A 14,627-nucleotide genomic window follows, 5' to 3' on the forward strand; every position below is an offset into this window, starting at 1 on the left:
TGACCCCATGAAGATCAACGGCAACACCATCAAGCCCGGCATGGTCCTGCAGCACAATGGCGGCCTGTGGGTCGTCACCAAGGCCAGCCACGTCAAGCCCGGCAAGGGCGGCGCCTTCGCCAACGTCGAGGCCAAGAACCTGGAGACCGGCAACAAGCTGAACGAACGCTTCCGGTCGGAAGACAAGGTCGAGCGCGTGACGCTGGAACAGAAGGACTTCTCCTATCTGTTCGACAACGGCGACAGCCTGGTCTTCATGGACGACACCACCTACGAGCAGATCGAACTGCAGAAGGACTGGGTCGGCGAAGAGCGTATCCCCTATCTGCAAGAAGGCATGAAGGTCGTCATCGAGATGCACGAAGAGCGTCCGATCGGCCTGGAACTGCCCGATCAGGTCGTGCTGGAAGTCGCCGAGACCGAGCCGACCGTGAAGGGCCAGACCGCTTCGTCGTCCTACAAGCCCGCGCTGGCGTCCAACGGCGTGCGCATCATGATCCCGCCCTATATGTCGGCCGGCGAGCGTATCGTCGTCGACACGACCAGCGGCGAATACGTCCGCCGCGCGGACTAACAGACCACCATGCTAAAGCGGCCCCTCGCGGGGCCGTTCCTTTCTGAACTTCTCCGACTGTCCGGCTGCGGCTTTGAAGGACTTTCGGACCAGGAGATTCCCCGATGGCCCTCGCCTCCGCCCTGCTCCAAGTCATGACCGATGCGGTGCGCAAGACCGCCCGCCCGATGCTGCGCGACTTCGGCGAAGTCTCCCAGCTTCAGGTGTCGAGGAAGGGCCCCGGCGATTTCGTCACGGCCGCCGACCTGAAGGCCGAAGACACGCTCTACGAACTGCTGATGAAGGCCCGCCCTGGCTATGGCTTCCTGGGCGAGGAACGCGGCATGATCGAGGGGACGGACAAGTCCCACACCTGGATCGTCGATCCGATCGACGGCACCACCAACTTCATGCACGCCATGCCCCACTTCGCCATCACGGTGGGGCTGGAGCGCCGCGCGCCGGACGGGTCGAGCGAGATTGTCGCCGGCGTGACCTACAACCCCGTCATGAACGAGCTGTTCTGGGCCGAAAAGGGCAAGGGCTGCTATCTGAACGACCAGCGCATCCGCGTCGCCGGCCGTCGCGATCTGTCCGAAAGCCTGATCGCCACCGGCCTGCCCTTCATCGGCAAGTCGGGTCACGCCCAGTCGATCAAGGATCTGCACGCCGTGGGCCAGCGCGTCGCCGGCATCCGCCGCCTGGGTTCGGCCGCCCTGGACTTCGCCTGGGTCGCGGCCGGTCGCTACGACGCCTACTATGAGCGCAATCTGAAGCCCTGGGACGTGGCGGCGGGCATCCTGTTCGTCACCGAGGCCGGCGGCCGGGTCACGACCATCGAGAACGACGGCGATCCCAAGACGGGCAAGTCAATCCTGGCGTCGAACACCGAACTGCATCCGCACCTGCGCAAGGTGCTTCAGGGCTGATTGTCATAGGGGCGACGCGCCCCTGCCCTATCCAAGGCGGATGATCCGTTTCATCCTGTGCGGCCTCGTCCTTCTGACCGGAACGTCAGCCTTGGCCCAGCCCCTGATCATCGCCCATCGCGGCGCGTCCGGCGAACGGCCCGAGCACACGCGCGCGGCCTATGAGCTGGCGATCGAACAGGGCGCGGACGTGATCGAGCCGGATCTGGTGCTGACCAGGGACGGCGTCTTCGTCGATCGGCATGAGAACGAGATCGGCGGCACGACCGACGTGGGCGACCGGCCCGAGTTCGCAGGCCGTCGGACGACCAAGACCATCGACGGGGTCGAGAACACCGGCTGGTTCACCGAAGACTTCACCCTGGCCGAGTTGAAGACCCTGAGGGCCAAGGAACGGCTGCCCGCGTTACGACCGGGCAGCGCCGCCTATGACGGTCAGGAGCCGATCCTGACCTTCGCCGAGGTCGTCGCCATCGCGCGCGAGGCCTCGGCGCGGACCGGGCGGACAATCGGCGTGGCGCCGGAGCTGAAACACCCGACCTACTTCGCCGCGATCGGTTTGCCTATGGAGGACGGCTTCGTCGCGGAACTGGAACGGCTGGGTCTGACGGGCGCCGACGCCCCGATCATCATCCAGTGTTTCGAGGTCGGGCCGCTGGAGCGGTTGGCGACGCGGATCGATGCGCCGCTGGCTCAACTCGTGGCGGCCAAGGGCGGACCGGCGGACCGGGCGGGCGTGGCCTATGCGCAGATGATCACGCCCGAGGGGCTGAAGGCCATCGCCGCCTACGCCGACTGGGTCGCGCCGGAGATGACCTTGGTCCTGCCGCGCGACGCCGAAGGCCGCACGACGGCGCCGAGCACCCTGGTCGCAGACGCCCATGCGGCGGGCCTCAAGGTCGTGGTCTGGACCCTGCGGGCCGAGAACGCCTTCCTGCCGGTCGAGCGACGCAGAGGCGACGCCCCCGCCCGGCACGGCGACATGGCCGGCTATGCCTCAGCCTTCGCCGAGGCGGGGGTCGACGCCCTGTTCAGCGACTTCCCCGCCTTGGCGCGGACCACGGCGCCCTAGTTGCGGAACTGAAGCTCGGCAAGGCGGGCGTAGAGGCCGCCCTGGGCGACGAGTTGCTCGTGGGTGCCCTCTTCGACGACGCGGCCGTCGTCCATGACGACGATGCGGTCGGCGCGCAGGACGGTGGCGAGGCGGTGGGCGATGACCAGGGTGGTGCGCTCCTCCATCGCCTGATCGAGTGCGACCTGGACCAGGCGTTCGCTTTCGGCGTCGAGGGCGCTGGTGGCCTCGTCCAGCAGCAGGATGGGGGCGTCGCGGACCAGGGCGCGGGCAATGGCCAAGCGCTGGCGCTGGCCGCCCGACAGGCTCTTGCCGCGCTCGCCGAGCGGGGTGTCGAAGCCCTCAGGCAGGGCGTCGATGAAGCCAAGCGCCTGAGCCTTTTCAGCGACGGCGCGGGCCTCTTCCAGGGTTGTGTTCTCGCGACCGAAGCGGATGTTCTCCAAGGCCGAGCCCGAGAACAGCGGCGTCTCCTGCGACACCCAGGCGAAGCGGTCGCGCACGGCGACGGGATCGGCCTGGCGCACATCGACGCCGTCGACCGAGACCATGCCGGTCTGCGGATCGTAGAAGCGCAGCAGCAGGCGGAAGACCGTGGACTTGCCGGCTCCAGACGGGCCGACCAGGGCGACCGTCTCGCCAGGGCGCACGGTCAGGCTGAAGCCCTTCAAGGCCGGAAGGTCGGGGCGGCCCGGATAGGCGAAGCCCACGGCCGACATCGACACCTCGCCGCGCGGGGGCGTCGGCAGGGCTGTGGCCTGAGGCGGCGGAGCGATACCGGCGACGGCGCGCATCAGCTCCTCGATCCGCTCCATGGCGCCGGCGGCCTTTTGCACGTCGCCCCAGCTTTCGCCGAGCGCGCCAACGGCGCCCGCCGCGAAGACGGACAGCAGAACGAACTGAAGCAAGGCGCCAGGCGTCATGGCGCCCTTCACCACGTCCTGGGCGCCCAGCCACAGCACCAGGGTCACGCCGCCGAACATGACGACGATGATCAAGGCGGTCATCCAGGCACGGGCCTGCATCCGGGTCAGGGAGGCGTTGAAGGCGTCCTCGACCGCCGCGCCGAAGCGGGTGATGGCGCTCTGTTCGCGGCCAAAAGCCTGGACCGTCTCGATGGCGTCCACGCTTTCGCCGGCGAACCCGACGGCGTTGGCGAAGCGGTCCTGAGACGCGACGGTCAGTTTGCGCACCTTGCGGCCGAAGATGAAGATCGGCCCCAGGAGAAAGGGCACGATCAGCAGGACGAAGCCGGTCAGCTTGGGGCTGACGAAGAACAGCAGGGCCACGCCGCCGATCAGAGTCAGGAAGTTGCGCAGCGCGTAGGAGATCGAGGTCGTCATCAACGTCTCGACCAGGGCGATGTCCGTGGTCAGGCGCGACAGCACCTCGCCCGTACGCATATGGGCGTAGAAGGACGGGTCCAGCGTCAGGATGCGGCCGAACAAGCCCTTTCGCACATCGGCGATGACGCGCTCGCCCGTGCGGGTGACGAAATAGTAGCGGGCGGCGGTCGCCAGCCCCAGGAACAGGGCGTTGGCGCCCAGCAGCAGGAACCAGATGTTCAAATTGGCGCCGCCCGCCTCGAACCCATGGTCGATGGCTCCGCGCGCCAGGGCGGTGAGGCCCAGCGAGGCGGCGGTGGACAGCAGCAGCCAGAAGACCGCCATCAGGGCATGACCCTTGTGGCGCATGGCGAAGGGAATCAGTCGCGCCAGCGGGCGGATGTCGCGGCGCTTGGCGCGCTTGGCGCCCGCTTCGGACATCTGGTCGGCCAGAAGGGCGCCGGCGCTGGGCCTCCCCTCCAGCGACGCCATGCCCGAGGCGCGGTTGGCGGAAGGGGCGGAGGCGGCGGCTTGATCGGTCATTTCGCCCGCCTCTTGCCCCGGAACGCCCCCCGGTGTAAACGCCGCCCCTCATTCCCGCCGGGCCTTTCCCTAAAAAATGGATTGGTGGCGGGTTTCTCATTTCACGCGCACGGACGGTCGGCATCGTCACCGCGCAGAGACCGGACGACGACCATGAAGGCGGATACCCATCCCGACTACCACTTCATCACCGTGGTGATGACCGACGGCAGCACCTACCAGACCCGTTCGACCTACGGGAAGGAAGGCGACAAGCTGGCCCTCGACATCGATCCGTCGACGCACCCGGCCTGGACGGGCGGCAACGCCCAGCTGATGGACCGCGGCGGTCGCGTCTCGCGCTTCAACAACAAGTTCGCCGGCTTCATCAAGAAGTAAGCGCGTCTTGGCTGCGACATCTCGCAGCAATCGGAACACCAAGAGCGTCGGTCGCAAGGCCGGCGCTTTTTGTTTGGTCGGAACACCGATAATGTGGGGGCGTTCGGGTACCAGGGGCGTCGGCCACGCTGGCCGAAGCGATCGAAGAAGCGGAAGACTATGAATAGACGGCAACTGGGTCTGGGCGTCGCGACGGCGGCCATGACCCTTGGCTCGGCGGCGCGCGCGCAGCAGGTCTTCGTGCAGCGCGGACCGGAGGCGACGGCCTTCTACAACAGCTTCAACGATCAGATTTCGCGTCTGCCCGAGACGCAGCAGGCGGATGTGCGCGCCTTTTATGAAATGAACGGCTGGCGGCCGGTGTGGAACGCCGACCGGGTGCGGGCCCTGAATACGGTCGCGGCCGACGCCAATCGCCATGGTCTGGCGGGCTCTGACTATTTCGACTTTGTGGGACTGGCCGCCGATCCGGCGAGCGCGGACCTGCGGACCACGGCGGCGGCTTTGGCCTACGCCCGCGTCCTGGCCGAGGGCAAGGTGCGGCCCGAGACAGTCGAAGACCTTTGGGAAATGCAGAAGAACCGTGTGGACCTGCCGCGCGGCTTGAGCGACGCCCTGACCCGCAACGTACTGGGCCAATGGTACGACGGCCTGGCGCCCACCGACATCGGCTATCAGAACCTGTCGGCCGGCTATGTCCGCTATCGCCGTCTGGCGGCGCAGGGCGGCTGGCCCCGCTTCACCCAGGGCGCGACCATCGAGCCGGGCAATAGCGATCGCCGCATCCCCGCCCTGATCGACCGCCTGACGGCCGAAGGCGACCTGTCGGCTGCCGACGGCGCGCGGCTGAAGTCGCAGGGCCTGGTTTACAACGCCGAACTGCAACGTGCGGTGCAAAGCTTCCAGAACCGCCATGGCCTGGGCGCAGACGGGCGGATCGGCGCGGGCACCCAGCGCTCGCTGGGCGCCTCGGCCGAGGACCGTGCGCGTCAGATCGCGCTGAACCTGGAGCGCCGTCGCTGGCTGAAGCGCGAGGTCGCGCCCGAGCGGATCGAGGTCAACACCGCCGCCGCCATCATGGTCTATTGGAAGGACGGCAAGCCGGTCCACTCCAACCGCGTCGTGGTCGGCTCAGCCGAGAACCAGACGCCAAGCCTGGAGAAGCCGTTCGCCTCGGTCGTGGCCAATCCGCCCTGGTATGTGCCGGCCGGCATCGCGCGCCGCGAAATCCTGCCCAAGGGGCCGGGGTATCTGGCCGCCAACGATATGTATGTGAAGGACGGCACGGTCATCCAGCGCGCCGGTCCGCGCTCGGCCCTGGGCTATGTCAAGTTCGAGCTGCGCGACAGCTACGCCATCTTCCTGCACGACACGCCGTCGAAGGCCGCCTTCAACCTGTCCACGCGTCAGCGCAGCCACGGCTGCGTGCGGGTGCAGAATGCGGTGGAGTTCGCGCGCCTGCTGCTGTCGCCCGATCCGACCAAGCTGGCCCAGTTCGACACGGCCCAGGACACGCGCGAGACGACGCGCGTAACGACCGGCCGGGAAATCTCGGTGCGTCTGCTGTATTGGACCGCCTTCGTGGATGGTCAGGGGCGCGTGGCGTTCCGCGAGGACGTCTATGGCCGCGACGACAAGCTGGCGCAGGCGCTGGGCATCGGCGTCAATCTGCCCAAGCCCATCGACGACGGCCGGGCGGACGCCAACGACGTCGGGCCGTAAAGGGGCGATCAGCCCCTGAAGGCCGCCTCGAGCATGCCCATCTGGCTGAGCACCGGGTTCTCCGGGACCTGATCCTGATCGTCGGCGTACATGCGGCGATCCAGATACAGGGTGCGGTCGAACAGCTTTTCCGAACGCACGAGGTATTCAATCAGAGCGATCGGAAGTTCGGCGTGGCTGGGCTCGGCGTCGATGCGGCGCTCGTTCAGGCGATAGCGCGGCTCGCAGGCGGTTTCCGGCGACATGTCGTCTTCGCGCACGGCGCGCTGGACCAGAAGCCAGGAGGCGATCTGCATCAGGCGGGTGGTCAGCTTCATGCTCTCAGCCGCATAGGCCAGGGCGGCGGCGCGCGACAGCATCTTGGAATCGCGACGGCCCTCGCCGTCCAGATAGGCGGCGGTCTCCTCGACCAGCTCCATGCCTTCGCGGAAGGTGCGATCGAACAGCTCGGACCGGGCGAAATCGCGAACGGTGCGGCTGCGGTCAGCGGGGGACGGAGCGGAGGTCATTTGAGCATTGATCATCAGAGAAGGTCGGGTCCGTCCTGCAATCGGCCCCTGGCGGCGCCGTTCGCACGAAAGATGCAACGCTCATGCCATGCCAGCGGATCATTCGCGATCACGAACCGAAGTTGAACAGGGCGTCAGCGGCGTTTTTCTTGGAGCGTTTCGTCTCGATCGCGGCGCGCGAGCGCGTGATCTCGGCCTCAAGCGCGGCGATCCGCTCCTGCAAATCCTCGACGGCGTAAACATCCAGGTCTTCGCGTGACAGGGCCCTCAGCGGTTCGCCGCGTTGCGGGCGGGGTTCAAGATCTTCGAACATCGTCGCCTTCCTTTCGCGCTGTCATGGCCAAGGCGGTCCACGGTCCCTATCTGAACGCCCGGATACGGACGAATGCAAGGCGAGTGCGATGCGCGTGATCGAAATCGAAGGCGGTTCTGGACCGGCCGAGGCCCTGAAGATCGCCGAACGGCCCGATCCCGTCGCGGGGCCGGGTCAGGTGCTGATCCGGGTGCGGGCGGCGGGCGTGAACCGGCCGGACCTGCTGCAACGCACCGGCGCCTACCCACCTCCCCCCGGCGCATCGGACGTTCTGGGGCTTGAGATCGCCGGCGAGATCGAGGTTGTTGGAGAGGGCGTCACGCGGTGGATGGTCGGCGACCGGGTCTGCGCCCTTCTGGGCGGCGGGGGCTATGCGGAGTTGGCCGTCGTCGACGCCCGTCACGTCCTGCCGATCCCCGAGGGTCTGGATTTCGTGCAGGCGGCCGTGCTGCCGGAAACCGTCTTCACCGTCTTCGCCAATGTGTTCGAGGGCGGCGCATTGAAGACCGGCGAGACGTTGCTGATCCACGGGGCGACCAGCGGGATCGGCGTGACGGCCATCCAGATGGCCAAGGCGGTCGGCGCCCGAGTGATCGCCACCTCACGCGGGGCGGACAAGGCCGCAGCCGCCAAGGCGCTGGGCGCGGACATCAGCCTGGACGCCAAGAGCGATGATCTGGAGGCGCGGATCCGGGAGGCGGGCGGCGCGGATGTGATTCTGGACATGGTGGGGCGCGATTACGCCGCCCTGAACCTGAACAGTCTGAATGCGGGCGGGCGTTGGGTGGTCATCGCCTCCCTGACCGGCCCCAAGGTCGAGATGGATCTGCAGCGGATCATGCTGAAGCGGTTGACCCTGACGGGCTCGACGCTGCGCAGCCGCCCGGCGGACGAAAAGGCGCGTCTAACCGCGGCTGTCGAGGCGACCGCCTGGCCGTGGGTGGCATCCGGCAAGGTGAAGCCGCCGGTTCAGGCGGTGTTCGCGTTGGAGCAGGCGGCCGATGCGCACGCCGAGCTGGAAGCCGGCGGGCACATCGGCAAGATCGTGCTGAGTGTCTAGTAGCGCCCGCCGCGCACCGGGCGCAGCGACGAGATGTTGTCGTTGAAGCCGCCGTTCAGTAAGCGGACATCGCCTTCGACGATGCGGCAGCGTCCCCGGAACTCGGCGTCGGTGCAGACTTCCCAGCGGCCTTCGACGCGCATCGAACTGATGCGGTCATTGAATGGGGTGCGGCCCAGGTTGCGGTCCTCGCTGGTGAACTCACGCGAGGCGCCGCGGAAGTTGGCGTCGTCATAGACGGTGATCGAAGACCGACCCCAGCCGCCGCCGTTGCCGCCGCCCCATCCCCCTTCGCCTTCCCACTGGCCTCGCACCGGGCCACAGACCAACAGACCATTTTCGTTCGCGATGTCGAAGCGGCCGCAACGGCTATAGTCCAACGAACTGGCGCGACGATCCCGACCGCCGCCCTCGCAACGGGCGAACAGGCGACCGCCGCGCACCGAGGCGTCCGTGCAGCTTTCGCGATAACTGCCCTGGGGCGCGCGGCCGGCGCCGCCGCCCCAGTCTGGACCGCCGTTGCCGGGGCCCCAGCCGCCGCCGGGGCGACCGGGCTGGCTGTCTTCATAGTCGCCACGGAAACGCCCGCAGACCAGCAGGCCGTTGTCGTTGTTGATTTCCTCGCCGCCGCAGCGGTTCAGCTCGATCGACGTGCCGCGCATCCGCCCGCGCGTGTCGCGGCAATCGGCATAGAGACGACCGCGATTCACATAGGCTTCCGAACACGACTGGGCGTAGCCGCCGCGCGGGGCGACGCGTTGGGGGCCGTAGTCCTGGCCCGAGGCCATCGCTGAGGCCAGAGCCGCGCCAAGCAGAATGGACATGGTGGTTTCCTCTCCCGAAGCTGAAAAGCTTCATTACCGCGAAGGTTGCGTGAGGGCGGATGAACCGTTGCTGTATGGGATTGTCGGTCAGCGTTTTCTTTTGTGTCGAATAGGCCTATATCGGCATCATACGCGCCCGGTCGAAAGGCCGGGCGCCGTCGTATCCAACGCCAGCCGAAGCCTCATTCGGCGGCTCAACAACACCGGGACGAACGCCCCATGAGCGACATTCTGATGCCCAAGGCCACTGCGGTCTGGCTGGTCGACAACACCTCTCTCAGCTTCGAGCAGATCGCCGACTTCTGCGGCCTGCACCCGCTGGAAGTTCGCGGCATCGCCGATGGCGACGTGGCGCGCGACATCCGTGGCGTCGATCCCGTGACCGGCGGCCAGCTGACGCGCGAAGAACTGGACAAGGCCCAGGGCGACGAAAACTATCGCATGAAAGCGATCGTCAGCCGCCACGCCGAACTGCTGAAGTCGGCCAAGCCGGCGCCGAAATATACGCCCGTGTCGCGTCGCCAGGACCGCCCCGACGCCATCGCCTGGTTCGTGCGCAACCACCCCGAGGTGACGGACGCCCAGATCGCCAAGATGCTGGGCACCACCAAGTCCACCATCGAGAGCGTGCGCAACCGCACCCACTGGAACAGCGCCAACATCAAGCCGGTCGACCCGGTGACCCTTGGCCTGGTCGGCCAGCTGGCGCTGGACGAAATCGTCAAGAAGGCCGCTGACAAGAAGGCAAAGGACGACCTGAAGAACGGCGGCGGCACGATCCAGCCCGTCGAACAGGTCGAGGCCGAGCCCGAGTTCGTACCGGAAGCCCGCCAACGTCCCGGCGCCGAGCCGACGGCGGAATCGGTGTTCGGCACCAAGGACTGATCCGCCTTCGCGCAACGAACACGGCCCCGGAGAGCGATCTCCGGGGCCGTCGTCGTTTTCAGGGAAGTCCGCGCTAGGTCGCGCGCGCCTCCAGACTGGTAATTTCTTCCTTCAGCCGAAGCTTCTTCTGCTTCAGCGCCCTGACCTGCAACGGATCCGTGGACGGGCGGGTAAGCTCCTTCTGGATGGTCTCATCCAGGGTGCGATGACGATTACCCAGTTCGCGAATACGAGCCTCGATGGTCATGGCTTGCGCCTCCTTTGGTTAGGGACCAGTAGAGTGAGCGCCCGGTTTGGCGCGCTGTGTAATCACTTTCCAGTGACAGCCCGTCGCCCCGGACCCGAAGGAGGCTGACCCTCAAAATGGACGATGATGTGAACGGAGCCATACGGAACCCGCCCGCCAGACTGGTGGTCGGAATTTCAGGGGCTTCCGGCGCCGTCTATGGCGCCCGGGTGCTGGATGCGCTGAACGATCTGGGCGTCGAAAGCCATCTCGTCGTGACCAAGGCCGCCCTGCTCACATTGTCGCAGGAGACCGATCTGTCGCCCGACGAACTGACGGCCAAGGCGTCGGTGGTCCACAAACTGGGGGATGTCGGGGCGACGATCGCCTCTGGCTCGTTCCGCACCCTGGGCATGATCGTGGCGCCCTGCTCGATCAAGACGATGAGCGAGATCGCGACGGGCGTGACCTCGACTCTGCTGACGCGGGCGGCGGACGTGACGCTGAAGGAGCGGCGACCGCTGGTGCTGATGGTGCGCGAGACGCCGTTCCACCTGGGCCACCTGCGCACCATGACTGCCTTAGCCGAAATGGGCGCGATCATCGCCCCGCCCCTGCCCGCGCTTTACGCCCGGCCGAGCTCGATCATGGAGATGGTCGATCAGTCGGTGGGGCGGACGCTGGACCTGTTCGGCCTGGATTGGCGCGCGGTGCGGCGCTGGGAAGGCCTGAAGTCATGAGGCTTTGGGACTGGGCGGTGGCCGCCTATGGCGCGCCGGGGGTCGGCGAGGCGTGTCTGGCGCTGCAGGACAGCCACGACCAGAACGTGCCTGTGCTGCTGTGGTCCGCCTGGGTCGCGGCGACAGGCCGAAAACCCGACGAAGAGACGATCGAGGCGGCCTGCGACACCGCCCGGGCCTGGGACAGCGTCGTGGTCGCCCCGCTGCGTTCGGTGCGGCGGATACTGAAAGCGCCGGTGCCCGATATCGACGACGGCCCGCGCGAGAGCGTGCGCAACCGCATCAAGGCGCTGGAGCTGGAGGCGGAGCGGCATTTGCTGGACGCGCTGGAGGCGCTGGCGCCCGAACCCAGCGGGCCGGCCCGCCCGATCATCGACGGCCTGGCAGCCACCGCCCGGATGTGGGCGGACGTCACGCCGCGTCCGGCCCTGATCCGGCTCGCAGACGCCCTTCCGGGCTGAAGCCGGCTTGGCTATAAGCGGCTTGAGAGTGACACGATGAACGACGACACGCCTGCGATCACCGAGGAAATGGCCGAGCTTCAGGCGCGGGTGAACCATCTGCGCCAGGAACACGCCGACCTGGACGCCTCCATCGAGGCCCTGGGTCAGGCCGCCATTCCCGATCAGCTGATGATCGCCCGGCTGAAGCGCAAGAAGCTGGCGCTGAAGGATGAGATCGTGAAGCTGGAAGACCGCATCCTGCCAGACATCATCGCCTGATCGCGCTCTTGGCGCTTGGTTCCAGCCTGCGACAATCCGCCGCACCGTATGGCCCCAAAGTCGCCTAGGCCGTCACGCATAAGGCCGCCCTCCCACGGAACGCCGTGCGCTGTCGGGCGCCGCTTCCTTCATTCCAGAGCGTAGAGACGCTGGAGAGGCCGCCGAATGCGACGCCTGCTGTCCAACGCGCCGATGGCGCGGTGCAAAACCCTGTTGATCCACTCCGGCCAGACGGCCGCCTTCGCCGCCGTGGCCGTTTTCGCCGCCGCCGCCGCGCCAAATGCCGCGCGTGAGGCCGCCTTGCCGCCGCCGACCCAGATCGCCGCGCCGGTGTCGCCGCCGCTGAAGGCCGAGGTCGAAAAAGCCGGGCCGATCACGCGCCAGATCGCTTTCACCGCACCGGTGCGCGGCTATGCAATCAACTCTCCGTTCGGCCTGCGCAAACTCGCCATTGAAGCCAGGGCGCGCGCGCATAAGGGCGTCGACATCGCCGCGCCGAAAGGCACGACCGTCTTCACCGCCGCCGAGGGCGAGGTCATCCGCACGGGGTACGACCCCGAGGGCTATGGCAACTTCATCGAGGTGCGGCACCCCAACGGGATGAGCACCCTGTACGGCCACCTCAGCCGGATCGATGTGGCGAACGGCGATGCGGTCGCGCCCGGTCAGCGCATCGGTCTGGTCGGCTCCACCGGCTATTCCACCGGGCCGCACCTGCATTTCGAGGTCCGTCGCGGCGGCGCGCAGGTCAATCCGACCAAGGTGGTCGATCGCCATTTTGAAGTGACGGTGAAGGCCAAGGCCTGACGCGCATTGCGTTGCGACGGGCGCCGCAAACGTCCTAGTGTCCCCTCTCGTTCTGGGAGGGATGGACATGAACAAGATCGTCGCCGCCGTCGTCGCGGGCCTTTTGGCCGCCACGCCCATCGCCGCCTCGGCGCAGGATTATGGGCGCTACAGCGACGCCGCCGCACAGACCGAGCTGTCGCGCCTGGCGGATGTGCAGATGGCGGTCATGGTGCCGATGCGCGACGGCGTGGGACTGGCCACCAATGTCTATCGCCCCAAGAACGCGTCTGGCCCCTTGCCGACGGTGTTCGTGCGCACGCCTTATAACGAGCTGGCCTATAACGCCCGCACCACGCGCTCGGCCCTGAGCTGGGTCAGCAAGGGTTATGCCTTCGTCATCCAGAACGAGCGGGGACGGTATTTCTCGGGCGGCGACTATCAGATTCTGGGCTATCCCCAGACCGACGGCTATGACGCCCTGACGTGGATTGCGGCCCAGCCCTGGTCGAACGGCAAGGTCGGCACCTTGGGCTGTTCGTCCTCCGCCGAATGGCAGCTGGCCTTGGCGGCCCAGAACCACCCCGCCCACGCCGCCATGGTGCCCCAGGCCTCGGGCGCCGGCATCGGCAAGGTCGGCCGGTTCCAGGAACAGGGCAACTGGTACACCGGGGGCGTGCCGCGCAACCTGTTCTTCGTGTGGCTGTACGGCGTGGACAATCCGCAGCGCGCCCAGATCCCGATGAATCTCGATCAGGAAACCCGAGCCCGCATCGTTCGCTACAACGACCTGGACGCCAAGAAGCCGGATGTGAACTGGCCCAGCCAGATCCGACATCTGCCGGTCAACGAGATGCTGAAGGACCTGGGGGAGCCGGCCGGCACGTTCGAAGAACTGATCGCGCGCACCCCGTCCGATCCGGCCTGGCGTCAGGGTGGCCTGTATCACGACGACATGGGCTGGGGTGTGCCGTCCCTGTGGTTCAACAGCTGGTATGACGTCTCCATCGGGCCGAACATGGAGCTGTTCAACCACGCTCGGTCCACGACCCAGGATCGCGAGGCGGCCGAGAACCAGTACGTCGTGGTCGGCCCGAACAACCACTGCGCCTTTGGCGGCCTGGGGCCAAACTACAAGTCGGGCGACCGCCCGCTAGGCGACGCCACCTTCGACAGCGACGCCCTGGTGCACGCCTGGTTCGATCGCTGGCTGAAGGGCGAGCGCCGCGCCTTCCCCGAGAGCACGCCGCACGTGCAGTATTTCAACATGGGCGAAAACGCCTGGCGCACGGCCGCGCAGTGGCCGCCGGCCGGGGTCAAGACGGTGCGGATGTACCTGCGTTCGGGCGGCGGGGCCAACAGCTTGAATGGCGACGGCCTGCTGAGCCTTCAGGCGCCGCCCGCCGGCGAGCCGGCCGACCGCTATCGCTATGATCCGATGAACCCGGTCCAGACCATCGGCGGCGGCGATTGCTGCAACGGCGGGCTGGTCACGGCCGGGGCCTTCGATCAGCGACCGATCGAAGCGCGCAACGACGTGCTGGTCTATACCTCGGAGGCGCTGACAGAGCCGATGCAGGTCACTGGCTTCATCGATGCGGTGCTGAAGGTGTCGTCCTCTGCGCCCGACACCGATTTCGCGGTCAAGCTGGTGGACGTGGCGCCGGACGGCACGGCCTATATCCTGGGCGACACCATCATGCGGGCGCGCTATCGCAACGGCTATGACCGTCCCGCACTCCTGACGCCGGGCCAGGTAGCGACCGTGCAGCCCACGCCGCTGACCATCAGCAACACCTTCCAGCCCGGTCACCGTATCCGGGTCGAAGTCACCAGCTCCAACTTCCCCAAGTTCGTGCGCAACCTGAACACGGGCGGACCGAACGAGACCGAGAGCCAGGGCGTGGTCGCCGACAACGCCATCCATCACGCGGGCGACGACGCGTCCTACATCGATCTGCCTGTGGTGAAATAGGCGCCCCTGCGCCGAAGTCGCTGGCGTCCCCTGTCGTCGGATTCTAGGCTGACGACAGGGATTTGGGA

Annotated in this window: 17 protein-coding genes; 12 read left to right on the top strand and 5 right to left on the bottom strand. The window is 67.1% G+C overall.

From position 1 onward, the window contains the following. The first annotated feature begins 7 nt into the window (after nt 1-7). The 3 genes from efp (at nt 8) to JX001_RS13285 (ending at nt 2,554) form a co-directional block, all read left to right on the top strand. Entirely contained in the window at nt 8-574 is a 567-nt protein-coding gene (gene efp / locus JX001_RS13275) for an elongation factor P (RefSeq protein ID WP_055754985.1), read from the top strand. 104 nt (nt 575-678) lie between these two features. Beyond that, nucleotides 679-1,482, top strand: coding sequence for an inositol monophosphatase family protein (locus JX001_RS13280; protein WP_199060509.1), 804 nt, complete (start codon nt 679-681; stop codon nt 1,480-1,482). A 40-nt stretch (nt 1,483-1,522) separates the two neighbouring features. After that, a complete protein-coding gene (locus tag JX001_RS13285) occupies nt 1,523-2,554 on the top strand; it encodes a glycerophosphodiester phosphodiesterase (protein ID WP_205681366.1) in 1,032 nt (343 codons plus the stop codon). Here the strand turns inward: JX001_RS13285 and JX001_RS13290 are convergent. After that, nucleotides 2,551-4,419, bottom strand: coding sequence for an ABC transporter transmembrane domain-containing protein (locus JX001_RS13290; protein WP_055754987.1), 1,869 nt, complete (start codon nt 4,417-4,419; stop codon nt 2,551-2,553). The genes JX001_RS13285 and JX001_RS13290 overlap by 4 nt on opposite strands. Before the next feature lie 153 nt (nt 4,420-4,572). On the opposite strand from JX001_RS13290, the gene rpmE reads away from it, so the two are divergent. Both rpmE and JX001_RS13300 read left to right on the top strand, forming a co-directional pair. After that, nucleotides 4,573-4,797 (top strand): 50S ribosomal protein L31, encoded by a 225-nt coding sequence (gene rpmE / locus JX001_RS13295; protein ID WP_017506001.1) that lies wholly within the window; start codon nt 4,573-4,575, stop codon nt 4,795-4,797. A gap of 159 nt (nt 4,798-4,956) precedes the next feature. Next, nucleotides 4,957-6,519 (top strand): L,D-transpeptidase family protein, encoded by a 1,563-nt coding sequence (locus tag JX001_RS13300; RefSeq protein ID WP_205681367.1) that lies wholly within the window; start codon nt 4,957-4,959, stop codon nt 6,517-6,519. An 8-nt stretch (nt 6,520-6,527) separates the two neighbouring features. Here JX001_RS13300 and rcdA read toward each other — a convergent pair whose 3' ends face one another. Both rcdA and JX001_RS13310 read right to left on the bottom strand, forming a co-directional pair. Next, nucleotides 6,528-7,028: a protease adaptor protein RcdA gene (gene rcdA, locus JX001_RS13305; protein ID WP_205681368.1), complete on the bottom strand. Its 501-nt coding sequence runs from the start codon at nt 7,026-7,028 to the stop codon at nt 6,528-6,530. Nucleotides 7,029-7,137: 109 nt separating this feature from the next. Further along, nucleotides 7,138-7,341, bottom strand: coding sequence for a DUF1192 domain-containing protein (locus JX001_RS13310; protein WP_137721237.1), 204 nt, complete (start codon nt 7,339-7,341; stop codon nt 7,138-7,140). 88 nt (nt 7,342-7,429) lie between these two features. Between JX001_RS13310 and JX001_RS13315 the strand changes: the two genes are divergently transcribed. Continuing rightward, entirely contained in the window at nt 7,430-8,401 is a 972-nt protein-coding gene (locus JX001_RS13315; protein WP_205681369.1) for an NAD(P)H-quinone oxidoreductase, read from the top strand. Here the strand turns inward: JX001_RS13315 and JX001_RS13320 are convergent. Beyond that, entirely contained in the window at nt 8,398-9,225 is an 828-nt protein-coding gene (locus JX001_RS13320; protein ID WP_205681370.1) for a beta/gamma crystallin-related protein, read from the bottom strand. The genes JX001_RS13315 and JX001_RS13320 overlap by 4 nt on opposite strands. 219 nt (nt 9,226-9,444) lie before the next feature. Here JX001_RS13320 and JX001_RS13325 point away from each other — a divergent pair, with 219 nt between their 5' ends. Next, nucleotides 9,445-10,110, top strand: a complete 666-nt coding sequence (locus JX001_RS13325) for a DUF1013 domain-containing protein (protein WP_039245300.1) — start codon at nt 9,445-9,447, stop codon at nt 10,108-10,110. 73 nt (nt 10,111-10,183) lie between these two features. On the opposite strand, the gene JX001_RS13330 is transcribed toward JX001_RS13325, so the two are convergent. Then, entirely contained in the window at nt 10,184-10,357 is a 174-nt protein-coding gene (locus JX001_RS13330; protein ID WP_017505994.1) for a YdcH family protein, read from the bottom strand. A gap of 116 nt (nt 10,358-10,473) precedes the next feature. Here JX001_RS13330 and JX001_RS13335 point away from each other — a divergent pair, with 116 nt between their 5' ends. The 5 genes from JX001_RS13335 (at nt 10,474) to JX001_RS13355 (ending at nt 14,559) form a co-directional block, all read left to right on the top strand. After that, nucleotides 10,474-11,076 (top strand): UbiX family flavin prenyltransferase, encoded by a 603-nt coding sequence (locus tag JX001_RS13335; protein ID WP_205681371.1) that lies wholly within the window; start codon nt 10,474-10,476, stop codon nt 11,074-11,076. Continuing rightward, nucleotides 11,073-11,537, top strand: coding sequence for a TIGR02444 family protein (locus tag JX001_RS13340; RefSeq protein WP_055804253.1), 465 nt, complete (start codon nt 11,073-11,075; stop codon nt 11,535-11,537). The genes JX001_RS13335 and JX001_RS13340 overlap by 4 nt, the downstream gene beginning before the upstream one ends. A 36-nt stretch (nt 11,538-11,573) precedes the next feature. Further along, a complete protein-coding gene (locus JX001_RS13345; RefSeq protein WP_017505991.1) occupies nt 11,574-11,798 on the top strand; it encodes a YdcH family protein in 225 nt (74 codons plus the stop codon). Nucleotides 11,799-11,963: 165 nt separating this feature from the next. After that, complete coding sequence (locus JX001_RS13350) at nt 11,964-12,605, top strand: M23 family metallopeptidase (protein WP_205681372.1); 642 nt, start codon at nt 11,964-11,966, stop codon at nt 12,603-12,605. Between the two features lie 67 nt (nt 12,606-12,672). Next, nucleotides 12,673-14,559, top strand: coding sequence for a CocE/NonD family hydrolase (locus JX001_RS13355; RefSeq protein WP_205681373.1), 1,887 nt, complete (start codon nt 12,673-12,675; stop codon nt 14,557-14,559). Nucleotides 14,560-14,627: the final 68 nt, after the last annotated feature.

The organism is Brevundimonas fontaquae (genome assembly GCF_017086445.1).
GTDB classification, from domain to species: Bacteria; Pseudomonadota; Alphaproteobacteria; order Caulobacterales; family Caulobacteraceae; genus Brevundimonas; species Brevundimonas fontaquae.